We start from the raw sequence: 25026 nt of genomic DNA, 5'->3' as shown, positions 1-25026 counted from the left end.
GCGCAACCCGATGCGTGCAGCGCCCGCGCAGCGGTCCGACGAGCCGCCGTCGGCGGTCTCTTGAGCGACCCTGCGGTGCTCCGCTGCCGCCCGCGGTGACGGCCGCGGGCGGCAGAGCGTGCCGGACCGGATCAGATCCCGGGGCCGGCGACGTAGGTGAAGGCGTCGACTTCGGTGTCGCTCCCGGCGGCGTTGGTGACGATGACGTCGACCGTGCCCGTTCCGGGAGGCGAAACGGCGGAGAGCGTGGTCGAGTTGATGACCGAGAACGGCGCCGCCGTCGCGTCGAAGGTGACCGATTGGGTGCTGCCGAGGTTGGTGCCGGTGATGGTCACGGCGGTGCCACCGGACTCCGGCCCCTCGGTCGGTGCCACCGTGGTGATCGTGGGTGCCCCGACATAGGTGTACGACAGCCCGTTGTTGCTGCCGCCCGCGGTGGTGACGGTGACGCTCACGGGCCCTGCCGCGTGCGCCGGCGCGGTCACGGTGATCACGCTGTCCGAGACCACGGTGGGGGTGGCGTTGGTGCCGCCGAAGGACACATTGGTCGCGGTGGACAGGCCCGTTCCGTTGATGGTGACGGTGTTGCCGCCGGCCGTGGAGCCCGACGCGGGGTTCAGCGACGACTTGAACGGCGACCCGACGTAGAAGAAGGGTATGGGGTTGCTGGTGCCGCCGGTGGTGGTCACGGTGACGTCGACCGTGCCGCTGCCCGAGGGTGAAGTGGCGGTGACCGTCGTGGGGTTGACGACGGTGACGTTGGTGGCGAGCTTGGATCCGAACCGGACGGCGGACGTGCCGGTGAGATTGGTGCCGCTGATCGTGACAGCGGTTCCTCCGCCGGTCGACCCCTGGTTGGGTGTGATGGGCATGGGATACCTCCTGGTTGCCTGTGCGTTGGGGGCGGAGCGGGCGGGAGAAACCGTCCGCAGAATGGGGGCCGCGCCCGGGAACGGGGGCGCGGACGGTGGGTCAGCCCGAGCAGAAGGGCACGCTGCTCGCCGGAGCGCAGTTGTTCGGCGCGTTGCTCCCGATCAGGGTGCCCACGAGATTCACCGAGCCGGACAGCTCGTAGATTCCCCCGCCTCCGGCGGGGTCGTCGGCCGTGTTGCCCACCACGACACTTCCGTTGAGCGTCGACGTGCCGGTGTCGTTGTAGAGACCGCCGCCGACGCTGGCCCGGTTGTCGCGCAGGGTGCTGCTGGTCAGCGTCACGCGACCGGCGACGTTGGCGATGCCGCCGCCCGCTTCGAGTCCGGGTGCGTCACCGCCGCGGATGGTGACCGTGACGAGATGCAACTCGCCGTGGTTGGTCCCGGTCCCGTCGACCTTCGCGATACGGAACTCGGGGGAACCCGGGGCGCGGACGATGTCGGACACCGTTCCGCTGAGGGTGATCGGCGCGGTGATCTCCGGCAGCCCTGACGCCCCGTCGGCGCTGTGGGCTCGGGTGAGCGAGTACGTGCAGAACGGGGACAGGAAAAGGGTGTCCCCGCCCGCGGTGTTGGCCGCCTCGATGGCGTCGACCAAGGCGTCCTCACTGCAGCCCACGAACTGTACGGCCCGGGCCTCGGCGGGGAGGAGCGCAAGACCCGCCGCCAGGGCGGCGGCACCGAGGAGAGCTGGGACTCTGCGGGGGGCTCGCATCGGGACTCCTTCGCGCGTCGAGGTACGAGCCGCACCAGTCGGTGCCGTCTTGGCCGGCACCGACTGCTGGATCCAGTTCCTCCGCGGGGGAGCCTGCCCAGCGACGCGGCGGCTGGGAAGCCCGGTCCGGCTCGCAAGCCGGCGACGGGACCGCCATGTCGTCACTCCCCCGGGAGGGTGGGCGGCCCGCCGGTGTGGATGAATTCAGCGAATCACCCGGCACGGAGACCGACAAGAAAAGCGGAATTAGTCGTACCGGGCTTTCCGGTGTGCGAGGTGAGGGCCTTTCGGGGCGTACCACCACCCGTACCACCGCGCGATTCCCTGCGCGCTTCCGTGCCCGTTCCGTGAGCGGTCCGTGAGCGCTCCCAGCCGGGAATCCTCTCATCTCCGGGGCGAGTGCACTCAGTTATGGCCTCGTCCTGGACAAAACCTGGTGAGCCGCTTTCCAGGCGGCACCATCGTCGCGGATGGGCCACCTTCACGGGGCAGTTCGCGTACGGGTCCGTGGAGAGACCAGGCCTCCGGCGCGCAGGTCGTCCGCCGCTGAGCTGCCCCACCCGGCCACGCGCGCGCGGCTGGTCCTGCCCACCTCCTCACTGTGAGGCGACCACTCCGGCCACGGGGCCGTGCCAATCGCCACGGGAAAACCGAGCGCGGAGGTCAGTGCCGCCCGCTGGCGTTGAGCCGGGCGGCCTGGCGCGTCAGATGGTCGCGCTCGGCGAGGTTGGGCGCATTCCGGGCCGCCTCGGCGTACAGCCGGGCCGCCGTCACCAGGTCGCCGTCGCGTTCGTGGAGGTATGCCGCCACCGCGGTGCGGCGGGGCAGGGGGTGTCCCCTGCTCGAAGAGCTCGGGAAAGAGTCGTCCAGCGCCGCGAGCGCCGCCAGGCCGGCGCGCGGCCCGTCGGCCTCGCCGACAGCCACCGCACGGTTGAGCCGGACGACCGGGCTGTCGGTCAGGCGCACGAGCTCGTCGTACCACTCGACGATCTGCACCCAGTCGGTCTCCTCTGCGGTGGCCGCGTCGGCATGGAGCGCCGCGACTGCGGCCTGGGCCTGGAACTCGCCCAGTCGGTCGCGGACGAGGGCCGCCTGCAGGATCTCGATGCCCTCGGCGATCGACTCGGTGTCCCACAGGCCGCGGTCCTGCTCGGCGAGCGGCACCAGGCTGCCGTCGGGCGCGGTCCGGGCGGCGCGCCGGGCGTGGTGCAGCAGCATGAGGGCGAGCAGCCCCGCCACCTCGGGGTGGTCGATCGCGGCCGCGAGCCGGCGTGTGAGCCGGATGGCCTCGGCAGCGAGGTCGACGTCACCGGAGTAGCCCTCGTTGAAGACCAGGTAGAGCACGCGCAGCACGGTGGCCACGTCGCCGGGCCGATCGAACCGCACGCCGGAGACGGTGCGCTTGGCCCGGCTGATGCGCTGCGCCATGGTCGCCTCGGGCACCAGGTAGGCCTGGGCGATCTGGCGGGTGGTCAGCCCGCCGACGGCGCGCAGCGTCAGCGCGACCGCGGACGACGGCGTCAGCGACGGGTGGGCGCACAGGAAGTAGAGCTGGAGCGTGTCGTCCGCCGCGGGCGCGGGCCCGGGCACCGGCTCCTCGTGGACGAGGTCCTCACGGCGGCGGCGGGCGGCGTCCGCCCGTCTCGCGTCGAGGAACTTGCGCCAGGCCACCGTGACCAGCCAGCCCTTGGGGTCATGCGGCCGGTCGGCCGGCCAGACGCGGACCGCCTCGACCAGCGCGTCCTGCACGGCGTCCTCGGCCGCCGCGAAGTCGGCTCCGCGGCGGACGAGAACCCCGAGCACGCTCGGCGTGAGGCTCCGGAGCAGAACCTCGTCCATCGATGAGGTCACTCCGTGATGGTGGGCGGCGCGGTCAGGAACGGGCGCAGCTCGAGCCACTCGTGGATCGGCTTCCCGCCCGCGCCGGGGGCGGCCGACAGTTCCCCGGCCAGCTCGACGGCGCGCTCGTGGGTGTCGACGTCGATCACCATCCAGCCGGCGATGAGGTCCTTGGTTTCGGCGAACGGCCCGTCGGTGACCGGCGGGCGACCCTCGCCGTCGTAGCGGACCCACGTCCCCTCGGGGGCGAGTGCCTGACCGTCGACGAATTCGCCGGTCTCCTCGAGCCGGGCGGCGAAGTCGTTCATGTACTGCACGTGCGCTGAGATCTCCTCCGGCGTCCACTTCTCCATGGGAATGTCGTTGATCGAAGCCGGAGCGCCGCGGTAGTGCTTGAGCAGCAAGTACTTGGCCATCGTCTTTCTCCTCCGTGCTGGTGCGACCCATTGTGGTCGCGTTCACCTCGGGGACGGAGCCGGCCACGGGTTCTCGACATCGCCGTCCGAACTTTTTTGGCTCGCGTGGCCGGACCCCGGCGCGTCGGCCACGTCTCGATCACGGGACGAGCCGGGCCGGGCTCTTCCCCGAAGGGCCGGTTGGTCATGGCTGACGCTGACGGTCAGGGCTGACGCTGACGGTCAGGGCTGACTCTGAAGATGGTGCGAGGTGACTTCCGTGGCCAGTTCGACACGGGAGCTGAGGCTGAGTTTGGAGAGGATGTTGGAGACGTGCGTCTGTACGGTCCGGCGGGAGATCCGCAGGCGTGCACCCACGTCCGGGTTCGACAGCCCCTGGGCGACGAGGGAGGCAACCGCCACCTCGGTGTCGGTGAGGCTGTCCCAGCCGCTGGTGGGCCGCCCGCGCAGGCCTCGGTGGCCCCTGCGGACGCCGAGGGCCCGCAGCCGGGACGCCGCTCGTGTGGCGTCCCAGGTGGCGTCCAGTCCCGCGTAGATGTCCATGGCCCGGTTCAGCGCTCCGCGGGCGTCGGGGAGCCGCCTAGCCTCGGCCAGGGCGGCGGCCACGTCCTCGTAGTACAGCGCCCGGAAGAGCACCCAGGGGAACTGGTCGTAGAACTGCGAGGCGCCGAGCAGCTCGTCCGGGTCGTTGTCCAGCAGCCCCCGGCAATGAGCGGCGAACGCGGAAATGCCGTCCGGTGGACCGGCGGCCGCTCTGGATTCGACCGCGACGGTCAACTCCCGTGCGAATTCGGTGTTTCCGGCGCTGAGGGCCAGACTCACCACGCGTGGCGCGAAGAATGCCAGGACCGAACCCATCACGGAGACGAAGCCTTCGCCGACGAGTGCGAGACACCGGTCGAGTGCGCGGCCCGGGTAGCCCTCGGCCTCCTCCAATTGGCAGGCCGCCCAGATGGAGAGGTGGTCGAAGAAGTTTTTCTGCGGGGCGGTGTCGGTCGCGCTGTCCACCGCCGCCAGATGTGCTTTTGCGGTGACGAAGTCGTTGCGGTGCACGGCGATGACGGCCGCCAGACTGTGCAGGGCCTTCGGGAGGGACTCGTTCGACGGCTCCAGTCCCGCCTGGATCTCGACCAGGGCGTCGTCCCACCGCCCGTCGGCGAACATCACCTGCGCGCGGGACAGATCGCACAGCGGCATATGGTCCCAGAGCTGCTTGGCGGCCTGCTGACTGAAGCCCATGGCCTCGTCCGCCTCCCGCGAGCGCGCGAGCGCGAGCAGGCAGTAGCCGCGGATGAGATGCAGCGGGATCTGCCGGTCCTCGGGCGCGTTCTCGTCCCTGGCCAGCCGCAGCGCGCGGTCGACCCGGTCGAGCGCCCCGCGGGTCTCGCCCCGCAGCAGATCCAGCAGGGCCAGGGTCTGGTACGCGTCCGACAGCGCGTTGAGGTCCCCCAGGCCGAGCGCGTCCCCCTCCGCGCCCCGGGCCAGCTTCTCGGCCCGGTTCAGCTCGCCGAGGGCCAGCAGGACGACGGAGCCGAAGGCCTGCAGGCGTACGGTCTCGACCTCCGAGAGGGAGACCGAGTTCCGTGCGTGCTCGATCTCGGCCCAGGCCAGCTCCGGCTCCCCGGAGACGTACGGTGCGCGCGCCAGGATCCACCAGATGGCGCCTTCCGATGCGGGGTCGTGGTGCTGGGCCAGGGCCCGACGTGCCTGGTCCTCGGCCTCGGCCGCCCTCCCGGAGCGCAGCAGGGCGACAGCGAGCAGGATGTGGAGGCGGCCCCGGCGGGGTTCGGTCGCATCCGCGCTGTCCAGGGCGGGACGCAGCAGTTCGACCGCCATCCTCGGCACGCTGGCCATGAGCTGTTCGCCGTTCTCGGCCAGCCAGTCGATCACCCGCGGGCTGCCCGACGGGGTGCCCAGCGTCAGATGCTCGGCGATCAGCTCGGGCTGGGCGGACGTCTCGGCGAGCGCGAGGCCCGCCTCCAGGTGGAAGGCCGCACGCAGCGGAGCGGGGAGGTCGTCGTAGAGGGCCTGGCGGACCACGGTGCGGCGGAAGGAGAAACGGCCGGCCTTCTCGTCCAGCACACCCGCATCACGGGCATCCATGAGCACAGCCAGCACATCGTGCACCGGGCGGGCGGCGACGACAGCGAGGTCCTCCACGGTGATCCCCGCGCCGAGCACGGAGGCCACCCGCAGCACGGACAGCGCCTCGGGGGAGAGGAAGTTCAGCCGCTGCAGCACGGCTGCGCGCAGTGACGGGGTAGTGGTCGGCACGCTCGCCTCCACCGTCCCGTCGGTGACCCGGATCGCCCCGCTCGCGGTGAACGTCTCGACGAGCTGGGTGACGTAGAGCGGATTTCCCCCGGCGTCCTTCATCAACTGCAGCAGATCCTCCTTCGGGCGCGCGCCCAGCATGCGGGTCACGAGTTCCCGTACGGTGCCCTCGTCCAGCGGCTCCAGTGTCAGCGCGGTCGCCCCGTGGGCCCGCAACGTCCGGCGCAGCCGGTTGAGGTCCTGGCCTCCCGGCGGCGCGGTCCGGCAGGCGCCGACCAGCAGAACGGGAAGCTGGCTGAGCGAGCGGCTGAGTTCCGCCAGCACCCGCAGGCTCGCCCCGTCGGCCCACTGGAGATCGTCCAGCAACAGGGCGAGGGGCCCGGTGGCGCACAACTGGTCGACCTGGGCGAGGAAGGACTCCGTGAACGCGGCGTCGGCGGCCTCGACCCCGAGCGGCGTGCTGGTCCAGCCCTCGCCGCGGATGAGGGCGTCCACGCCGGCGTCGCGCGTGTCGTTCGCGGTGGCCCGCGCGCCCAGGCAGGTGGAGATCGCGGCGAAGGGCAGACGCTGGTCGATCTCGTCCGCCGCGCCGCTGAAGACGCGCAGACCGAAGCGGTGGGCCTGGGCCTCGGCGTGGGAGAGCAGCGCCGACTTGCCGATGCCCGGCTCTCCCTCGATGAGCAGGGCCCGGCCCACGCCGGTGGTGACCTCGCGGACGAGCCGTTCGATGGCGGCCGTCTCGGCCGCTCGGCCCACGAGACCCACAGGCACGTCGGCCACCCTGGTCTCCCTCCTTCCGGAGGCTGACTCGTCAAGTGTGCGATATCGCGTATTCCCAGACAAACCTCAGAACGTCACCCGTGCCAGGCCATCGCTGTGACCATCTTGTCACTTTCCGTGAAGAGTGCACGGATATGGGATGAACATCCCGAAAGTGGGAGTCTTATGATGATTCAGGTGGGTGCCGGGACGGGCGCTCGATCGGGGAGAGGGCGGCCGTTGCCCGGCACCGGTGGCACAGATCGGTGGGCGACGCATGAGTGTGGCAACAACCGGACTGGCAGGCCGTTCCCAGGAGATGTGGGAACTCGGCACGGCCGTCAGCCGGGCATCCTCCGGCCTCGGCCAGGCCGTCTTCCTGGAAGGCGAGCCGGGCATCGGCAAGACCGCCCTGCTCCAGGCGGCCGCCGACGAGGCCCGCGAGAGCGGCATGCGCGTGCTCCACGGCGCCGCGGAGGAGCTGGAACAACGCGTGCCGTTCGCCGCGATCGGGCGGTGTCTCGGCATCGATGCCGCGTGGGCCGACCCCCAACTGCGCGCCCTGGCCGGGCAGATACGCGGAGAGGGTCGGCCCGATGTCATTCCCGGACTCGAAGCCGACTTCGCCACGGTGGAGGCGATCCTCGCCCTTCTCGACGACTGGTCGTCCACGGGGCCCGTGGCCCTGCTGCTGGACGACCTCCAGTGGGCGGACAACGGGACGCTCGTCCTGCTGCACCAGCTCGGAAAGTCCCTGCACAGCCTGCCCCTGGCGCTGATCACGGCCGCCCGCCCCGCCGCGGCGGGCGGTGAGCTGGACCAGCTCCGCCACAGCCTGATCGGCCGCGGCGCGGTCCTGGTGGAGGTCGGGCCGCTGGGTGAGTATGCGGTCTCCCAGATGGTGCGCGGCCTGCTCGGAGCGCCCGCCGGCCCGACGCTGCGCCGCCTGCTGCACGATGCGACCGGCAACCCGCTGTTCGTCACGGAGATCGTCGGAGCGCTGGAACGGGAGCATGCGATCCGTATCGCCCGGGGCACCGTGGAGGCGGGCACGGCCGACGTCCCCGCCTCGCTGGCCTCCGCCATCGTCGGACGGCTCGACTGGGTTTCGCCTGAAGGGCTGGAGGTCCTGCGGACGGCCTCGCTGCTCGGCTCCGGTTTCACGGTGCCGGAGCTGTCGACCGTGACCGGCAAGCCGGCAGCGGACCTGGTGGACTCGGTCATGGAGGTCGTCCGGTACGGCCTGCTGCGCGAGCAGGACGAACGGCTCGTGTTCCGCCACGACTTGATCCGCCAGGCCCTGTACGAGGCGATCCCCGCGCGGGCCGCCTCCCACAGCGCCGTGGGCCGTGCCCTGGCCCGCAGCGGCGCCCCGGTGGAACGCGTCGCCGAGCACCTGTTGATGGGCTCGGACACCGACGGGGACGCCGGGGCCGCTGCCGGCGGTGACGTGGTCGTCGACTGGGTCGCCGACCACGCCGCGGCGCTCACCCTGCGGGCGCCGTCCCTCTCCGTCGAGCTGCTGCAGCAGACGCTGGACGGGACGAGCCCGGACAGCGACCGGGCGGGCCGCCTGGAGATCCTGCTGGCCTCGGCCCTGTTGTGGTCGGGGCGCGCCCCCGAGGTCAAGCCGCAGGCCGAAGAGGCCCTTCCGCACATGACCGACCCGGCGCTGAGGAGCGAACTGCTCTGGGTCCTCGCCCAGGCGGACGTCGCCTGCGGCCGGCCCGACCTCGCCGTCCAGCGTGCCAGGGACGCCCTCGACTCCGGGACGCTGTCGCCCTACGAGACCCGTCGTTACCAGGCGTTCCTGTCCACCTGCCTGTTCCGCTTCGGCCAGCTCGACCGGGCACACGCCATCGCGGAGGAGGTATGGGCCGACGCGGTGCGCTACGGGGAGTACCACGCGATGGTCGACTCCCTGCTGACGATCGCGATCGTGCGGATGTTCCACGGCAACTACCGGGAGGCGATCGAGGCCGCCGACCAGGCTCTGCGGAACGCACCGGGACAGGCCGTACCGGTGCACAGCCTGATCGGTCTCAACATCATCCGGGGACGTAGCCTGTTCGAACTCGACCGGACCGCGGAGGCCCACCAGTCCATCGCCGCCGGCCTCCAACTCGGTGAGCGCAGCGGGGGCATGCTGCTCACGCTGTGCCACGCCAGCCGCGCTTCGTTCATGTTCCACGCAGGCCGCTGGGACGACGCGCTGGCCGAGGCCCAGGTCGGCATCGAACTCCCGGACCACCTCAGCACGCCCCGCGCGATCCACGGCCTGATGGCCCTGATCGCCGGGTTTCGGGGAGACTTCACAAGCGCCGACGAGCGGCTCGCGGCCGCCGATGCCGCGACCACGTCCTCCACCACCACCCCGTACGTGGAGTATCTGCCGCGCTGGGCACGGGAGTTGCGCCTGGAGTCGCAGGGCCGCAAGGAGGAGGCGCTCGCCGACCTGCTGGAGGGATGGCGGCGCGGCTTCGGCCCGGTCCGGGGCGTAGGACTGCTCTTCCGGGCCGCCGACCTCGTACGGCTCGCCCTGGACGTCGGCGACACCGATACGGTGCGCGAGGTCATCGAGGAGACCGAGCTGATCGACGACCCGGAGCGCACCACCCGGCGCGCCCGCGCGATCATCTCCCACTGCCGGGGACTGGCCGACCGCGACCTCGTCGCGCTCGCCGACGCCGCCGACTACTACCGGGAGACGCCCTGGCTGCTCTCGCGCGGGCAGTACTACGAGGACCTCGCCGCCGTGCTCGCGGACGCCGGGCGCCTGGACGAAGCCCGGACCGAACTCGACCAGGCCCTCGACGTCTACGCCCAGATGCGCGCCGACTGGTGCATCTCGTGTGCGGAGGAGCGGCTGGAGGCGGCGGGCCTGCCCAGGCGGCGCACCGACCGCCGCCGGAGGCCGGCCAGCGGCTGGGAGGCCCTCACGGACACGGAGCACAAGATCGCGGCGCTGGTCGCCGAAGGGCTGTCCAACCCGGCGATCGCGTCCCGGATGTTCATCTCGCGGAGGACCGTGCAGTCGCACGTCTCCAGCATTCTCGGGAAGCTCGGTCTCACGTCGCGCGTCGAACTGGCGACGGCCGTCACACGACAGCGCTGACCGTACGGGCGCCGAACGCGGCAGCGCTGACCGTACGGGTGGCCGTCACGCGGCAGCGTTGACCGGTACGGGTAGCTGGCACGTGGCAGCGTCGACGTACGGGTGGCTCTTACGTGCGGTGCGGCCGAGCGCGGAGGCGCCGGGGCGCCCCGACGTTCAGACGTGGCCGGCCACTTCGACCGCGATCTCCACGCGGGAGGTCAGACCCAGCTTCCGCAGAATGATCGAGACATGGGACTGCACGGTCCTCCGCGAGATGAAGAGCTTCGCGCCGATCGCCGTGTTCGACATCCCTTCGCCCACCAGCGCGGCCACATTGCGCTCCGTCTCGGTCAGGGAGCCCCACCCCCTGCTGGGACGGTGCGGGCGGCTGCGCCGCGCCCGCGCCACGCCCGCGGCGCCGAGCCTGGCCTCGGCCTGCGACATGCACCGGTCGGCCTGGAGGAGGGTGTACAGGTCCCACGCCCGGTCGAGTTCGTTACGCGCCTCGTTCGTGTGTCCGGCCCCGGCCAGGACGGCCGCGCAGTCCTCGTGGTACTGGGCGCGCGACAGCAGCCGCGGCGAACGCTCGTAATGACCCGACGCCTCGGCCATCAGCAGCGGGTCGCTCTCCACCAGCCCCTGGCAGTGCAGGGCGATCGCACGGGTCCCCGGAGCCGAGCCCTCCGTCTCGGCGAGCCGCTGCTCGAAGGCCACGATGTCCCGGGCCGCATCGTCCTCGCCGAGCGAGAGCGCCAGCCGTACGACGTCGGCCGCCCGGAAGGACAACCCGGCGCCCGACATCGCCCCGAAGCCGTGTTCCCAGCCCTCCAGCAGATCGGCGAACGCCTCCCGCGGCCGGCCGTCCGCCTCCCGGATGACCTGACCCGCCCAGCGCGGCAGATACTCGTGGACCAGCGTGGTGGGCGTCCTCACCGCCCGGTCCGCCGCCTCCAGGCGCTCCCGCGCCGTGCCGAGATCGCCGCGTAGCGCGGCGATCAGCGCGGCCAGTCCGTTCACCGCCCGCGGTACGCCCAGGAATCCCGGAAGATCCCGTCCCGACTCGAGCACCGCCAGGGCGTCGTCCCACCGCCCGGTGTGGAACATGAACAGGCTCCGTCCGACATCGCAGAACCCAAGCAGCACACTGCCCTTCTGTTCCGCGAGCCGCCGGGCGGACTCCATGGCCTCCTCGGCCTCCCCGGAGCGGTCGAGACTCATCAGACTGAACGCGCGTGTGGTGCGGAGGGCGATGATCCGGTCGCTGTGCACGGGCTCGGTGCGGGCGATCCGCAGCCCCTGGTCCGAGTTCTCCAGGGCCACTTGGGGCAGTCCGCGCAACTGGGCGACGGCCGCCAGCGGGTGGAGGGCGTCCACGAGCGGAGCCATCTGCTTGAGCTCCCCGGCCTCGGCCCGCACCCGCTCCGCCAGGTCCGCGGCCCGGTCCATGTCGCGGGCGTGGAGCAGGGAGATGGCGAGAAACGCCTCCAATCCGAGCGTCTCGGCGGTGCTCAGCCCGCCCGTCGCGAGCGCCTCGCGCGCCCGCTCCGCACCGAGATCGGGCCGCCCCCGAGCCATGCACGCCTGGCCGAGCAGCCCCAGCAACTCCCGCTTCCGCACAGGGTCCCGGGTCTCGGCCAGCGCCTCCTCGGCACGCCGCTCGGCCTCGGGAGCACGTCCCGTCCACAGCAGGCTGGACGCCAGCAGGACCCGGAGCCCGGCCGCGCGCGGATCGTTCGGCTCCATCTCGGCCAGGGTCGCCTCGAGCAGTTCGACCGCGAGGCCGGGGGCACGGAGCGTGAGAGCCGGGGCGTTGTCGAGGACCCAGTCCGGCAGGGTGTCCTCGCCCGAACGCGTCCCCAGCAGCAGATGCTCGGCCACCCGCTCCACGGCCGTACCGCTGCGTGCCAGGGCGCGGCCGACCGCCGCGTGGGAGGCCGCACGCGCCGGGATGCCGTCGTACAGGGCGTGGCGGATCAAGTCGTGGCGGAAGACGAGCCGTTCGCCCTGTTCCGTGAGAATCCCGTAGCGCACGAAGTCCAGAATGGGCTCGACGAGCCGGGCGGGCGAGATACCGGTCACGGCCGAGAGTTCGACGACGGTGAACGCCGATCCGAGTATCGAGCCGGCGCGCAGAATCTCCCTGCCCCTGGGGGAGACCCAGTCCAGCCGGCCCGCTATGGCGGAGAGCAGCGAGGCGGGTGCGTCTCCCCCGCGGACGTCCACCGTGGCCCCGGACTCTACGATCGCCTCGTCCCGCTGCAGCGCGGCGACGATCTCTGTGACGAAGAGGGGGTTGCCCGCCGCGCCGCTGAGCAGTTTGCGCAGACCCGGCCCGGCGGGAGCGCCGAGCAGGTCCTCCGCCAGCTCGCCCACCGCCTTCTCGTCCAGTGGTCCGACGGTGACGCCGTGCGCGCCGCTTGACGTCATGCTTCGCCGCAGCCGGTCCAGTTCCTCTCCCGGTACGGGGCGGCTCGCGCACACGACCAGCAGGGGCACGGTGCCCAATGACTTGCCGAGCCGGTGCAGCAGCAGAAGCGTCCCGCTGTCCGCCCAGTGGAGATCGTCCACCACCAGGGCAACCGGTCCTGCGGTGCACCACTCGTCCAGCAGGCCGAGGACGGCCTCGGCCGTCGCGAAGTCCGCACCGGGCGACCGGCCGGCCGCGGACTCGCCCTCGCGGCGGACGAGCCGGGCGACCGCACGGGCCTGCCCATCCGTCCGCCCGGCCGCCCCCGTGTCGAGACACCGGGCGATCACGGCGAACGGTACGCGGCGCTCCAGTTCCTCACCCGCACCCTCCAGCACGCGGAAGCCGGTCTCCCGCGCGTGCATGACCGCCGCGTCGAGCAGCGCGGTCTTGCCGATGCCGGGTTCCCCCTCCACCAGCACGGCCTGCCCGCGCCCCGACGCGGCAGCGGATATCGCCCTCTCCAGGAACTGCAGCTCGTCCGAGCGTCCCGGCAACTCCCCTTCGTGCATCCGCACCTTCGCCATCGCTCCGCTGCCCCTTCGCGCCGTGGCCGCTTGCCGTCGGCATGCCCCCTCCATCCACGCTAGACCGGAGCGGACGGGTGCGGCGGAACACCGGGGAGTAGCCGCGGGTTTCCGTGCTCCGGGGTGCGCGCCGGGTGCGCGCTGCGTGTGCGTGCTGTAACGGAGGGGGAGGGAAGCGGGTGAGGGCAACGGGTGATGGCGGTGTGGCGCGAGTGAGGGCGGCAGAGAAGGGCGGGCGGAGGCGGGACCGGTGCGGTGGCCGGGGCGGGCCGGTCCGGGGACTGGCCGGTCCGGGGAGCGCGGATCGCGCCTCGCCGGTGGTCCTTCGCCGGGCGGGGACGAGGACCACCGGGAGGGGCTGGGGGATCTACGACCTGTGCTTCACCGCGTCCGCGGGCACGGCGGGGAGGCAGCCGGGCCCGTCGCCCGGTTCGAGCCCGACCTGCCAGATGCTCAGGCCGTGCTCCGGATCGGTCTTCGCGAGGGGGAAGCCGAAGGTCAGCGTCGAGCCCTTCGGGATCAGGTCCGGCTTGACGTAGGCCACGAGCTTTCCGCGTTCCTCCTCGATCCGGAACTGGCGGCCGTCCTCCAGCATCTCGTCGAGCGTTGAGTCCGTGGTCCCCGTGGAGCCGGACGACGTCTCTGTCGGAGTCCCGGTCGGCTCTTCGGTCGGCTCCGCCGTCGAGGTCCCCGTTGGCTCCTCGGTGGGTTCTTCGGTCGGAGATCCGGTCGGCTCCTCGGTCGCCGTTCTCGAGGGCTCCCCGGTCGGTTCCCCTGACGGCTCCCCGGTCGGTTTTCCCGTCGGGTCGGGATCTCCGCTCGGCGTTCCGCCGGGCCGCGGATTCGGGCAGTCGGGGTCGCCCGCGTACACGCGAGCGGGCACGCCCATACTCTCCAGGTCCTTCCGCATCCCCTCGATGTCCGGCTTGCCGGAGGGGTCCTCGATCGTGAGCTTGACCACGCCGGCCGCCTTGCGTTCCACCGTGTAGGCGGCGTTGACGATGCGTTCCCGGGGACCGCCGTCCTCCGTACGGGAACCCGTGACCGTGTCATGCGAGCCGTCCGGTCCGTTCTGTCCGAGGAGGAATGCCGTGGCCACCATGGCCACCGCCACACCCGCGGCCAGTCCGACCCGGAACACGCGTCCCCAGCCGCCTGACTCCGCGGACGCGAAGGCCATGCTCTCCGCGGCGTCGGTGTACGAAGGTCGCTGCTCGATACGGGCCTTGAGCTCCTGCAGCAGCCGCTCCTCGAAACGTCCGGGGTTCATGAGGCCTCCAAAAGCGACCGAAGAGATGGAGCGGAGTCCCCGTCGACGGACGGGGCGGGGGCATGACGTACCGCCGCGCGGGCGCGGTGCAGCCGTACGCGTGCCGTCACCGGATTGATGTCCAGTACACGGGCGGCCTCGGCGACGGACAGCCCGTCGACCGCGACCAGTTCGAGGAGATCGCGCTGGCCGGAGGGCAGGGCCGCGATCTGCTCCAGGAGCCCGCGGCAGGCCCGTTCGGCGTCGATCCGCTCCTCCAGCCGTGCGATGTCCTCGCTCTCCAGCAGCCGGTGGCCGGCGATGCGGCTCTCGGCGGACCAGGCACGCGCGGCGCGCCGGTGCTCGGACGCGACGACGTTGCGGGCGATGCCGTGCAGCCACGCCGCGGGGCTGCCCCACTCGGCCCGGTAGCCGTGTGCCCCGGCTATCGCCGCGACGAAGACATCGGCCACCAGGTCGGCGGCGGCGTGCGGGTCCCGGGTGCGCCGGGTCGCGTAACGCAGCACGGTCTGAACGTGTTCGCGGTAGAAGGCTTCGAACGCCTCCGGATCGTCGCCGATCCGCGCGGTGTCGTAGTCGCCCGGCGGATGTCGCATCTCGACTCCTTGTCTGTCGGCACCTTTCATCACCTCTTGGTGCCGGACGGCTGAGGCGTTACACGCGGCAGCCAACAAGGCGGGTACACGCTCTGCTACGGGCAGGGGTACTCAGTTCGGGCGCCGGGCGCCGGGCGCAGAGCGCAGGGGCGCAGGGCGTCGGGGGTCGGGCATCGCGCGCCGGTCCCGGCCCAGTCGCGGGCGGGAGCATGGGATCGGGCTCAGCGGGCTGCGGCCGAAGCGGCGAGCGCTTCGAGACAGGCGGCGACGGCCGGCCGCTCACCCGTACCGCGTCGCACGGCCGCCTCGATGGTGCGGGTCAGCCCGGGGGTGCCGACGGTGCGGGCGACCAGGCCGGGCGGCAGGGGCATGGCGGCCAGCGCGGGGACGAGGACCGCCCCGGCACCGGTCGCAGCGAGCGTCAGCATCGCGGCGAATCCAGAGCACGTATGCCGGATCTGTGGCGTGAAGCCGGAGTGGCGGCACGCGAAGAGGGTGGCGTCGTGGCAGGCGGTGCCCTGGGGGGCGGTGATCCACGGAGTGTCCGCCAGCGCGGCGAGGGCCAGCGGCTCCAGGCCGCCCCGCTCCTCGGCGTATCCCTCCGTGCCGCCCCGCTCCGCGCCGTCCCCCTCCCCTCCGTCCCGCTCCTCGGCGTGCCGCATCCGGGCGGCGGAGTGCGAGGCGGGCAGGACCACCAGCAGGGGATCGGTGAGGAGAGGGTGGGTGTCGACCCCCTGGGGCGCGGGCGTGCCGAGGTGGGTGTAGCGGTAGACGACGGCGAGGTCGGCGCGCCGCTGCCGCAGCGCGGGGAGGCTGGTCTCCGGCTCGGCTTCGGTGATGTGCGGCGTCAGCCCGGAGTGGCGGCGGGCGAGGGTCTCCAACAGGGGAGCGATCAGAGGCGACATGGCCGTGGTGAAGCAGGAGATCCGTACGGGCCCGACCGGCTCCGTGGACGGCCGGGTCAGCCGAGTGTGGGCGCGTTCCAGTGCGGCGAGAACGGCATCGGCGTCCTCCACCAGGCCCCGACCCGCGGAGGTGAGGCGGATCCCGCGGCCCTCGCGGAGCACCAGGGGCACGCCCGTCTCGGCTTCGAGCTGTTTGAGCTGCTGGGAAACGGCGGAGGCGGTGACGCCGTGCAGCTCGGCGACGGCGGTGACCGTGCCGTACTCCGCCAGATCGCGCAGCAGGACCAGGCGTCGGACATCGAGCATTAGCACAGCTTAAACGCTATTGAAGTTCCTTTAGCTGGACGGGAGGCCCGGGCCCGAGGCAGGCTGCGCGGGTACAGCCCGAACTGGTATTCCCCGGGAGAATGCGTGCGCGCCACCGTCATCCATGGCCCCAAGGACCTGCGGGTCGAGCAGGTACCCGACCCGCGGATCGAGCGGCCGACCGACGCCGTGGTGCGCGTGACGCACGCCTGCATCTGCGGCAGCGATCTGTGGGCCTACCGCGGTGTGGCGGAGCGGCAGCCGGGACAGCGCATCGGGCACGAATTCCTGGGAGTCGTGGACGAGGTGGGGGCCCGGGTGACCGGGCTGCGCGCCGGTGACCGAGTCCTGGCGCCCTTCGTCTGGTCGGACGGCTCCTGCGACTTCTGCGCCGAGGGGCTCCACACCTCCTGCCCGGAAGGCGGATTCTGGGGCGAGCCGGGGTCGGACGGGGGCCAGGGCGAGGCCGTGCGGGTGCCGTACGCGGACGGGACGCTCGTACGGCTGCCCCAGGATCTCGACGAGGCACTGCTGCCCGCCGTGCTGGCTCTGTCGGACGTGATGTCGACCGGGCATCACGCCGCGGTCGCGGCGCGGGTCCGGCCGGGCGCCACCGTCGCCGTCGTCGGGGACGGGGCGGTCGGTCTGTGCGGTGTGCTCGCCGCCCACCGTCTGGGCGCCGAACGGATCATCGCCCTCGGGCGGCACAGCCAACGCACCGCCGTCGCACGCGAGTTCGGCGCCACGGACGTGGTGCCCGAGCGCGGCGACGAGGCGGTGGCCGCCGTACGCGAACTGACGGGCGGCACCGGCGCGCACGCCGTGCTGGAGGCCGTCGGCACCGACGAGTCGATGCGCACGGCGATATCCATAGCCCGGGACGGTGGTGCGGTCGGTTTCGTCGGCGTCCCGCACGGCGGCAGCGCGGGCGTCGACATCGGGCAGATGTTCGGCCGCAACGTCGCGCTGTGCGGTGGTGTGGCGCCGGCGCGGGCGTACATCCCCGAACTGCTCCCCGACGTCATCGCCGGACGCCTCGACGCCTCGCCGGTCTTCGACCTGACGATCGGCCTGGACGAGGTGCCAGTGGGCTACGCGGCCATGGACGAGCGCCGCGCCCTTAAGGCCCTGGTCCGCCCATGACCCCGGCAGCCGTACGCCTTATGACAGCCCCACGCCCGACAACAGCCGCATGTCTCATCAGAGCCGAACGACCGCCGTCCGACGGCCTCGTTCGCCCCGCAACTTCCCCATGGCGTCGACCCTTTGAAGGAGTACCGGTGTGCGACAACCAGGAGAATCCGTGCGCGTCGTGATCGCGGGAGGTCACGGCCGGATCGCCCTCCGCCTGGGCCGACTGCTGAGCACCCGGGGCGATACCGCCGTCGGCCTCATCCGTAAGGCCGGTCAGGCGGACGACCTGCGCGAGGCGGGCGTGCGCCCACTGCTGTGCGACTTGGAGACTGCGACGATCGAGGAGGTCGGAGCTCATCTGCGCGGCGCGGACGCTGTCGTCTTCGCGGCGGGCGCAGGACCGGGCAGCGGCGCCGCGCGCAAGGACACCGTGGACCGGGCGGCCGCGGTCCTGCTCGCCGACGCCACGGTACGGGCGGGCGTCCGCCGTTACGTGATGGTCTCCAGCCGGGGCGCGGGCAGCGAACCCCGGCCCGGGCTCGACGAGACCGGCGTAGCGTATATCCGGGCCAAAACGGCGGCGGACGCATACGTGACGTCCCAGGACCTCGACTGGACGATCCTGCGCCCGGCGGCCCTGACGAACGCCCCCGGCACGGGCAGGGTCCGCCTCACGGCGGAACGCGGCCCGGGCGACGTCACCCGCGACGACACGGCATCAGTCCTCCTCGCTCTTCTGGACACCCCGTCGACGCGGGGACTGACCCTGGAACTGGCGCAGGGCGAGACCCCGTTGGGCGAAGCGGTGTCGGCCTGCGCGAAGGCCAGAACGGGAGCCCGCCGGGGGTAGACCGGAGTCCGGCCGCGCAACGGTGCGGGACTCGTGGTGCGCCGGCGAAAGTGGTTTGTCGTTGAACCATATCCGTCCCGGAGCGGTCCGACTGCTCCGGGACGGCGAGCCCGCTCTCCGTTGGACATCAGGCGCCCACCCTCGGAGAATTGAAAGCGTCGGCGAGCAGTGACTCGGCGGCGCCTGACCCGTCGGCTGCGTGGATTCTGCGCCGCGTGAGGAGGCGCCATGACAGTCCGCATCGCCACGTTCAACGCCGAGAACCTCTTCCGCCGGCCCCGTGTTTTCGCGCTAAAGGACCAGGCGGCGCGTCGGGAAATCCTGGAGGATTTCGCCACCCTCGTCTCCGTCCTCGACCACGAGACCTATACGGCCGGGGACAAGGAGACCATCACCGGGATTCTCGAAAAGCACGACGTCCACAACTCCCAGTCCCGAACGCGTCCCTTCGTGGTGAACGAGACGCGTGGAGGTGCCAAGCTCTTCAAGGTGAAGCGGGGCGGCGCGATCGAGATCGTCGCCGAGGGACGGCCGGACTGGGTCGGTTGGGCCGAGATGGTCCGTGACGACCTCAACTGGGAAGCCGTGCAGAACACCGGCCGCCTGATCGCCGAGGTCGATGCCGACATCCTGCTCACGGTCGAGGTCGAGGACCGGCTCGCCCTGGACCGTTTCAACGAACAGGTCCTCAAGGACCAGATGGGCGCAAGGCACTATCCGTTCAACATGCTCATCGACGGCAACGACAGCCGCGGCATAGACGTCGGCCTGTTCAGCCGCAGACCCATCAACTGCATACACTCGCACATCTTCGACACCGCATCGGGCCGTACGATCTTCAGCCGCGACTGCCCCGAGTACGAAATCGAACTCCCGGACGGGAAGGCGCTGTGGCTCCTGGGCAACCACTTCAAGAGCAAGGGCTTCGGCAACGCGGCGGAGAGCGCGGACAAGCGCAAGAGGCAGGCCGAACGGGTCAGGACGATCTACGAAGCCGCGCTGAAGCGCTCCGCGCGCGTGGTGGTCGCCGGGGACCTCAACGACACCCCGGACAGCGAACCGGTCGAACTCCTCCTGTCCGCGGGTCTGCAGGACGCGATGAGCCACAGCAGCTACACGGGTGCGCCGGGCACGTTCGGGACGGGGCAGTCGCTCAAGCAGAAGATCGACTACCTGTTTTTCTCCCCGGACCTGTTCGACCGTGTGCAGGCGGTGGACGTGGAGCGCCGCGGAATCTGGGCACCCCACACGTTCAAGTCGTTCGAGACGGTGACGTCGAAGGCCACCCAGGCCTCCGACCACGGCGCGCTGTTCGCGGATCTGGAGTTGTGAGCCGGGCCGAGGACGAGTACGGGGCTCAGGGGTGCGGGTGCGGCACCTCGGCAGCACCCGTGCCCGTTCCGGCGGATGCGCGACGCAAGCTCAGTGCGGCGAGCGCGAAGGAGAGGCCACCGGTCACGAACCAGGGGTTCCAGAGCGCGAGGGTCCAGAAACGCTGATCCGGCTCGATGGCATTGCTGAGATGCGTGACATCGGTCAGCAGCAGCACCTCGATGGTGACGGCCCTGAGGAGCAGGACGGCTGCCACGGCCCACCCGAGACCGCCAACGGCTCGCCGCACCAGGGCATTTCGCGGCTGTTCCCGCGCCAGGACCCAGCCGAGCGCCGCACCGAGGACGCACAGTGCCCCCCCGCCCCAGAGTCCGGCCATCACGAACCATGCGGGCCGCCGGGTGGCCAGTTCGGGCCCCGCAGAAACGCTCAGCCCGACGTCGCCGCCCACGGCCCAGTAGAGGTGAAGGCCGGCAAACGCGACTCCCCACGCGCACGCGACGTAACCCCACCGCCGCGAGAAACGCCATTCCCCTGACATGCTCCGCCATCCCCCCGCTTCCATTCGGCATCAGAGCTCCAGCCCGATGCATGGGCCCGTTACGGCGAACTCAACCACAGCGGCCCGCTGGTGACCGCCCATCACACCGTGTACGGACTACGCCCCGAGCCGCCGCGCACGTCGTCCGGCCGAGCATCCACCCTCAGGATGGCCGACGGCTCCCGTGCTCCGGGGTGAGGCCACTCGGTCGAAGCCGAGCGCCCCCGCACCTGACGGCCTTGGCGTCCGGTGCGGGGGCCCTCCTGATGGCGCCGCAGTAGCTTGTGACACGACCCCGGCATCACCACTTCAACTACTTGCTACGTGGGACATACTCGGCCGGTCCCGACCATGGGGCGGGGAAGGCGAAGGCTGCCGACAGGGGCCCTCGAGCGGGTGCGGCCCTGGCCGCGCCGTGGTGGCTGGGCTGGGCCGGGCGGAGAACTGCACCGCGTGCGGGCCTTGTTCACCGGTATTCCGTACCGATGTTGGTGGAACGGTCCACGGCGGTGCAGTGGGTTTGTGTGCGGCTGCCTGTGGCGGTGAGGGTGAGGTTATTGGTGTTGCTGCAGCTGTTGCTCTGTCGGCCTTCTTGGGCCGTGTTCTGTTGGAAGAGTTCGGCTGTGGCGGTTCCGCCTGCGGCTTGGGCTCCTCCGCCGATGTCCGCGGTGCGCAGGTTTGCGGAGTGGTCCACCGTCTGACAGGCCACCTTTGACCGGCCGCCGGTCACCGGGGCCTCCGTGGCGTTGAGGTTGGCGCAGTTGTTGTTCTGTCGGCCTTCCTGGGCGATGTTCTGCTGGTTGACTTCGGCGCCTGTGCCGGAGCCGCCTTGGGCGCGGGCGCCGCCGCCCTTGACCAGGGACTTGTGGCTGAACGAGTTGTCCTTGTTCCCGCAATGCACCGCCAAGCGGCCGCCCTCTTCCACGTCGAGGTCCGATTCGTCGTTGTTCAGGTTGTTGCAGTTGTTGTTCTGTCGGCCTTCCTGGGCGATGTTCTGCTGGAACACGTCGCCTGTGCTGCTGCCGCCTTCGGCTCGGGCACCGCCGCCCTTGATGTGGGTGTGTTTGCTGAACGAGTTGTCCTTGTTCCCGCAACCCACCCCCACGCGGCCGCCCCCGAACACGTCGAGGTCCGTCAGGTTGGCGTTGTTGCAGTTGTTGTTCTGCCGGCCTTCCTGGGCGGTGTTGGTCGAGTCCGCGTCGATGCCTTGACCGGTGCCTCCGTGGGCTCGTGCGCCGCCGCCTTTGATGTGGGTGTGCTTGCTGAAGGAGTGGTCCTTGTTTCCGCAACGCATTCCCACGCGGCTCCCCCCTCGCACCTCGGTGTCGTCGAAGGTGTCGTTGGGGTTGTTGCAGTTGTTGTTCTGTCGGCCTTCCTGCGCCACGTTCTGCTGGATCACGGTGCCGGTCGTGCTGGAGCCGCCTTCGGCTCGGACACCGCCGCCCTTGACCAGGGTGTGCTTGCTGAACGAGTTGTCCTTGTTCCCGCAACGCACGTCCAAGCGGCTGCCCTCTTCCACCAGGAAGTTGTCCGAGTCGAGGTTGGGGTTGTTGCAGTTGTTGTTCTGCCGGCCTTCCTGCGCCACGTTCTGCTGGAACACCTCGGCCGCTGTGCTGGAGCCGCCTTCGGCTCGGACACCGCCGCCCTTGACCAAGGTGTGCTTGCTGAACGAGAAGTCCTTGTTCCCGCAATCCGCTTTGATCCGGCCGCCCCCGGTCAGCCCGATTTCCGCATCGTTGGGGTTGTTGCAGTTGTTGTTCTGTCGGCCTTCCTGCGCCACGTTCTGCTGGAACACCTCGGCCGCTGTACTGGAGCCGCCTTCGGCTCGGACACCGCCGCCCTTGATCAGGGTGTGCTTGCTGAACGAGAAGTCCTGGTCCGCACAACGGCCTTCCACCCGACTGCTGTCCAGAGTGATTTCCGCACCGTTGGGGTTGTTGCAGTTGTTGTTCTGCCTGCCGCGCTGGGCGGTGTTCTGCTGAACCACGTCAGCGGCCGCCGAGCCGCCTTGGGCGTCGGCGGAGCCGTTGTGGATGCGGGAGAATGCGGTCAGGGAGCCGTCGCTGGTCACGCACCGGCCTGTTGCCCGGCTGCCCGTGAGCGAGAGCGTCTCATCCTGCATGTTGGGGTTGTTGCAGTTGTTGTTCTGCCGGGAGGACTGCGCAATGTTCTGCTGGAAGGCGTCCTCGCCGGTGGTGGACCCTCCTTCCGCCCTGGCCTTCGCCTTTCCGTGGGCGGGGCCGGTGTCGGCGAGGGCCGTTCCGGTTCCTGCTGCTGTCCCTCCGCTGACTGCCAGGACCAGCATGGTGGCGGTCGCGATTTTGTGTAGCCGCATCCCCGTTCTCCTCATGTCATTAGTCGAATAGGCCGTTACCCCCTGTTTCTTGTTGAACGTCCTTCCGGTTCCTCGGGCATGGTCCCTTGTGGTTGCTCACTCTGACGGCCCAGCCTCTTTGCCTCTGGGCGCGCCCAGGGCGGTGTCGGATGTGCGGCTATCAGCAGAGGGTCACGAGGACCAGTGGGGCGAGCTGCTGGCAACGGCGTGCCGGTCCTGCTCGCCACGTACGCCCGCTGCATCTCCGGTCAGCTGAAGGACCACCAGAGGCGCATCGAGGCCGGGGGAGAGCTGCCCGCTCTGGCAGCGGAGGCGGGCCGCCTCCGGCGAAACGTCGACACGTATTCGACAGAGCCACCCGCATAAACCCGTGTCAGCCGGACGGCGCCGGACCACCCTCATGATCAGCCGAGGGCGGTCCGGCGCTTACGCGTCCGCTACGGCCATCTCGCTACAGTGCCTCTGACCAGCAAAAAGACCCTCCGGGGCGGAGGGTCTGTCGGTCGTGCGATCTGTGCGCCCCCGGCAGGACTCGAACCTGCGGCCAAGCGCTTAGAAGGCGCCTGCTCTATCCACTGAGCTACGGGGGCCTGGTGTGGTGGCCGGATTGGCCTGGACAAGGATAGGGCTCCCCACGCCTCGTCCCGGTTGCTTCACCTCCGTGACACGATGTGGAGGTTCGGTGAAGCAGTCCGATAATCGCAGGCAGATACGAATCCTGCACCGCTTTTCGCGCTCCGGACGCGCGCTGTTGTGCACTCGTTATGCCTGAGTCCCGGGAGTCACATGCGTACCGCGTTGCTCCGCTCGGGACGCGGTGGCGCGCAGACATAAGCATACGCTTCAAAAAGGCTCCAAAATTGGGCATTCTTCGCATGTGGCGACCTTGGACGTACGGCCCCAGATGCTCGAAGCACTGTCCGCACTGCGCGACCGTGTCGCCGCCGCGCGCTTTCCGCTCGCCCTGCCGGGCGCCGCGCGGGCGCGGCGCGACCGGGCCGAACTCCTCGCGCAGCTCGAGGACTACCTGATCCCCCGGCTGCACGCCCCCGACGCGCCGCTCGTCACCGTCATCGGAGGATCCACCGGCGCCGGAAAGTCCACGCTCGTCAACTCCCTCGCCGGACGCCAGGTCAGCGCCGCCGGGGTGCTGCGCCCCACCACACGCACGCCCGTGCTCGTCTGCCATCCGGATGACCACCACTGGTTCGCCGGGCAGCGGGTACTGCCCGGCTTCACGCGCGTGTGGACCCCGGTGCACGCCACCATGGGTGCCAGGGAGGGCAAGGGCCACGGAGGACGCGGCCACGACCCGTACGACACCTACGCCCCGTACGACGACGAGCCGGTCCCCTCCGGGCCCCCGAACGGGCCACCCTCCCTGCGCATCGAGACCGTGAACAGCCTTCCGCCCGGCCTCGCCCTCCTCGACGCGCCGGACATCGACTCCCTCGTCTCCCGCAACCGCGAGCTCGCCGCCGAGCTGATCTGCGCCGCCGACATCTGGGTCATGGTCACCACCGCGACCCGCTACGCCGATGCCGTGCCCTGGCACCTCCTGCGCACCGCCAAGGAGTACGACGTCACGCTGGTCACCGTCCTCGACCGTGTGCCCCATCAAGTTGTCGCCGATGTCTCCCGGCAGTACGGCGCGCTTCTGGACAAGGCCGGACTCGAGGACGTGCCCCGTTTCACCATCCCCGAACTGCCCGAGTCCACCGGCGCAGGCAGCGGACTGCTCCCCGGAAGCGCTGTCGCCCCGCTCCGCGAGTGGCTCGTCCGCCATGCCCAGGACTCGGGCGCCCGCTCGGCCGCCGTGGCCCGCACCGCGCGGGGCGTGCTCGCCTCCCTGAACGTACGGCTGCCCGCCCTCGCCGGTGCCGCCGCCGCCCAGCACGCGGCGGCGCTGCGGCTCGCGCACTGCGTGGAGGAGGCATACGCGGAGGCGGGAGACCGGGTCCGCCGGGACGTGGCCGACGGCAGCGTTCTCGCGGGCAATGCCCTCACACGCTGGCGCGGTTACCCGCAGGACAGCGGCGCGGCGGAGTTCCTCGACGCCCTCGCGGACAGCCTGGCCGCCCTCCTGTGCTGTGCCGTCGCGGGCGCCGACGAGCGGACCGAACAGGCCTGGCACTCCGACCGGATGGGCGCGAACGCGTACCAGCCCGGCAGCACGCGCACCGAGGGAGCCGCCGCGCGTATCGGGGTCGCCGTACGGCGCTGGCGACGCTGCCTCGAAGAGCTGGTCGACGAGGAGATCCGCACTCTCGAACGCCCCGCGAATGTCGACGCCGACCGGACCGCCGTCCTCCTGGCCGCCGCCCTGCTCGGCGCGGACCGGTGCCGCTCGGCCGGCGAGAACCTGGCCGCCGCCCTCGGCGCGCACGGTGCCGTCCGCCTGCGGGACCGCGGCGGGGAGCTCCTGGCCGAGTGCCTGGACGAGGTCCTCAAAGGCGAGCGCGATCGACGGCTCGCCCCCTTGGACGCCCTCGACGTCACCCCCGAACAGCAGGCCGCACTCATCGCCGCGCTGTCCGTACTGCAGAAGGAAGAGGTGAGGCGGTGACCTCCGCCGCAACCGACCGCCCCGGCGAGCCCCGGCACCCGTCCGGAACCGACCACGGCCCCGCCCCCGACCACCCCACCGCGCAGTGGGCAGGACTGCCGCCTCGGGAGGACGCGGAGCGTCCCCATGAAGCCCCGGAGGCGTACGGCCCCGGTGCCGGAGCGA

The 25026-nt window shown here is 71.1% G+C and carries 17 protein-coding genes and 1 tRNA gene; 6 read left to right on the top strand and 12 right to left on the bottom strand.

The window, feature by feature from the left end; genetic code table 11:
• Positions 1 to 131: 131 nt before the first annotated feature.
• From AB0M26_RS18000 to AB0M26_RS17980, 5 genes are all read right to left on the bottom strand, one after another.
• A complete protein-coding gene (locus tag AB0M26_RS18000) occupies positions 132 to 872 on the bottom strand; it encodes an IPT/TIG domain-containing protein (protein ID WP_365261742.1) in 741 nt (246 codons plus the stop codon).
• Between the two features lie 100 nt (positions 873 to 972).
• Complete coding sequence (locus AB0M26_RS17995) at positions 973 to 1647, bottom strand: hypothetical protein (RefSeq protein ID WP_365261739.1); 675 nt, start codon at positions 1645 to 1647, stop codon at positions 973 to 975.
• Positions 1648 to 2310: 663 nt separating this feature from the next.
• Positions 2311 to 3486, bottom strand: coding sequence for a DUF6596 domain-containing protein (locus AB0M26_RS17990; RefSeq protein WP_365261870.1), 1176 nt, complete (start codon positions 3484 to 3486; stop codon positions 2311 to 2313).
• Positions 3487 to 3494: 8 nt separating this feature from the next.
• On the bottom strand, positions 3495 to 3902 hold the full coding sequence (locus AB0M26_RS17985) for a YciI family protein (RefSeq protein WP_365261736.1): 408 nt from the start codon (positions 3900 to 3902) through the stop codon (positions 3495 to 3497).
• A 222-nt stretch (positions 3903 to 4124) separates the two neighbouring features.
• Positions 4125 to 6956 (bottom strand): AAA family ATPase, encoded by a 2832-nt coding sequence (locus AB0M26_RS17980; RefSeq protein ID WP_365261733.1) that lies wholly within the window; start codon positions 6954 to 6956, stop codon positions 4125 to 4127.
• Positions 6957 to 7212: 256 nt separating this feature from the next.
• Between AB0M26_RS17980 and AB0M26_RS17975 the strand changes: the two genes are divergently transcribed.
• A complete protein-coding gene (locus tag AB0M26_RS17975; RefSeq protein WP_365261730.1) occupies positions 7213 to 10050 on the top strand; it encodes an AAA family ATPase in 2838 nt (945 codons plus the stop codon).
• A 156-nt stretch (positions 10051 to 10206) separates the two neighbouring features.
• Here AB0M26_RS17975 and AB0M26_RS17970 read toward each other — a convergent pair whose 3' ends face one another.
• The 4 genes from AB0M26_RS17970 to AB0M26_RS17955 all read right to left on the bottom strand — a co-directional run bounded on the left by AB0M26_RS17970 (position 10207) and on the right by AB0M26_RS17955 (position 16103).
• Positions 10207 to 13026 (bottom strand): AAA family ATPase, encoded by a 2820-nt coding sequence (locus AB0M26_RS17970; RefSeq protein ID WP_365261727.1) that lies wholly within the window; start codon positions 13024 to 13026, stop codon positions 10207 to 10209.
• 367 nt (positions 13027 to 13393) lie between these two features.
• Positions 13394 to 14296, bottom strand: a complete 903-nt coding sequence (locus AB0M26_RS17965) for a hypothetical protein (RefSeq protein ID WP_365261724.1) — start codon at positions 14294 to 14296, stop codon at positions 13394 to 13396.
• Positions 14293 to 14892: an RNA polymerase sigma factor gene (locus AB0M26_RS17960; RefSeq protein ID WP_365261721.1), complete on the bottom strand. Its 600-nt coding sequence runs from the start codon at positions 14890 to 14892 to the stop codon at positions 14293 to 14295. Before AB0M26_RS17960 ends, AB0M26_RS17965 begins: the two co-directional genes overlap by 4 nt.
• A gap of 221 nt (positions 14893 to 15113) precedes the next feature.
• Positions 15114 to 16103 (bottom strand): LysR family transcriptional regulator, encoded by a 990-nt coding sequence (locus tag AB0M26_RS17955; RefSeq protein ID WP_365261718.1) that lies wholly within the window; start codon positions 16101 to 16103, stop codon positions 15114 to 15116.
• Positions 16104 to 16208: 105 nt separating this feature from the next.
• Between AB0M26_RS17955 and AB0M26_RS17950 the strand changes: the two genes are divergently transcribed.
• From AB0M26_RS17950 to AB0M26_RS17940, 3 genes are all read left to right on the top strand, one after another.
• Positions 16209 to 17246: a zinc-dependent alcohol dehydrogenase family protein gene (locus tag AB0M26_RS17950; protein WP_365261716.1), complete on the top strand. Its 1038-nt coding sequence runs from the start codon at positions 16209 to 16211 to the stop codon at positions 17244 to 17246.
• A 160-nt stretch (positions 17247 to 17406) separates the two neighbouring features.
• The gene (locus tag AB0M26_RS17945) at positions 17407 to 18087 is read left to right on the top strand and encodes an NAD(P)H-binding protein (RefSeq protein ID WP_365261867.1); all 681 of its coding nucleotides are present in this window, start codon (positions 17407 to 17409) and stop codon (positions 18085 to 18087) included.
• A gap of 228 nt (positions 18088 to 18315) precedes the next feature.
• A complete protein-coding gene (locus AB0M26_RS17940) occupies positions 18316 to 19419 on the top strand; it encodes an endonuclease/exonuclease/phosphatase family protein (protein WP_365261713.1) in 1104 nt (367 codons plus the stop codon).
• Between the two features lie 25 nt (positions 19420 to 19444).
• Here AB0M26_RS17940 and AB0M26_RS17935 read toward each other — a convergent pair whose 3' ends face one another.
• Positions 19445 to 19960: a DUF3995 domain-containing protein gene (locus tag AB0M26_RS17935; RefSeq protein WP_365261710.1), complete on the bottom strand. Its 516-nt coding sequence runs from the start codon at positions 19958 to 19960 to the stop codon at positions 19445 to 19447.
• A gap of 466 nt (positions 19961 to 20426) precedes the next feature.
• Positions 20427 to 22295, bottom strand: coding sequence for a hypothetical protein (locus AB0M26_RS17930; protein ID WP_365261707.1), 1869 nt, complete (start codon positions 22293 to 22295; stop codon positions 20427 to 20429).
• A gap of 183 nt (positions 22296 to 22478) precedes the next feature.
• Between AB0M26_RS17930 and AB0M26_RS17925 the strand changes: the two genes are divergently transcribed.
• The gene (locus AB0M26_RS17925; protein ID WP_365261704.1) at positions 22479 to 22661 is read left to right on the top strand and encodes an integrase; all 183 of its coding nucleotides are present in this window, start codon (positions 22479 to 22481) and stop codon (positions 22659 to 22661) included.
• A gap of 151 nt (positions 22662 to 22812) precedes the next feature.
• On the opposite strand, the gene AB0M26_RS17920 is transcribed toward AB0M26_RS17925, so the two are convergent.
• A tRNA-Arg gene (locus tag AB0M26_RS17920) sits at positions 22813 to 22885 on the bottom strand.
• A gap of 296 nt (positions 22886 to 23181) precedes the next feature.
• Between AB0M26_RS17920 and AB0M26_RS17915 the strand changes: the two genes are divergently transcribed.
• Positions 23182 to 24861 (top strand): dynamin family protein, encoded by a 1680-nt coding sequence (locus AB0M26_RS17915; protein WP_365261864.1) that lies wholly within the window; start codon positions 23182 to 23184, stop codon positions 24859 to 24861.
• The last annotated feature ends 165 nt before the right edge of the window (positions 24862 to 25026 follow it).

The sequence above is a fragment of the Streptomyces sp. NPDC051776 genome, assembly GCF_040681345.1.
Lineage (GTDB): Bacteria > Actinomycetota > Actinomycetes > Streptomycetales > Streptomycetaceae > Streptomyces.
This window is presented reverse-complemented; position numbering and strand designations above follow the sequence as displayed.

What these genes read in the sequence shown, in the direction of transcription:
- AB0M26_RS17975 (WP_365261730.1), top strand. Translation starts at nt 7,213, where the DNA reads ATGAGTGTGGCAACAACCGGACTGGCAGGCCGTTCCCAGGAGATGTGG.
- AB0M26_RS17970 (WP_365261727.1), bottom strand. Translation starts at nt 13,026, where the DNA reads ATGGCGAAGGTGCGGATGCACGAAGGGGAGTTGCCGGGACGCTCGGAC.
- AB0M26_RS18000 (WP_365261742.1), bottom strand. Translation starts at nt 872, where the DNA reads ATGCCCATCACACCCAACCAGGGGTCGACCGGCGGAGGAACCGCTGTC.
- AB0M26_RS17960 (WP_365261721.1), bottom strand. Translation starts at nt 14,892, where the DNA reads ATGCGACATCCGCCGGGCGACTACGACACCGCGCGGATCGGCGACGAT.
- AB0M26_RS17995 (WP_365261739.1), bottom strand. Translation starts at nt 1,647, where the DNA reads ATGCGAGCCCCCCGCAGAGTCCCAGCTCTCCTCGGTGCCGCCGCCCTG.
- AB0M26_RS17990 (WP_365261870.1), bottom strand. Translation starts at nt 3,486, where the DNA reads ATGGACGAGGTTCTGCTCCGGAGCCTCACGCCGAGCGTGCTCGGGGTT.
- AB0M26_RS17965 (WP_365261724.1), bottom strand. Translation starts at nt 14,296, where the DNA reads ATGAACCCCGGACGTTTCGAGGAGCGGCTGCTGCAGGAGCTCAAGGCC.
- AB0M26_RS17955 (WP_365261718.1), bottom strand. Translation starts at nt 16,103, where the DNA reads ATGCTCGATGTCCGACGCCTGGTCCTGCTGCGCGATCTGGCGGAGTAC.
- AB0M26_RS17985 (WP_365261736.1), bottom strand. Translation starts at nt 3,902, where the DNA reads ATGGCCAAGTACTTGCTGCTCAAGCACTACCGCGGCGCTCCGGCTTCG.
- AB0M26_RS17940 (WP_365261713.1), top strand. Translation starts at nt 18,316, where the DNA reads ATGACAGTCCGCATCGCCACGTTCAACGCCGAGAACCTCTTCCGCCGG.
- AB0M26_RS17930 (WP_365261707.1), bottom strand. Translation starts at nt 22,295, where the DNA reads ATGCGGCTACACAAAATCGCGACCGCCACCATGCTGGTCCTGGCAGTC.
- AB0M26_RS17935 (WP_365261710.1), bottom strand. Translation starts at nt 19,960, where the DNA reads ATGTCAGGGGAATGGCGTTTCTCGCGGCGGTGGGGTTACGTCGCGTGC.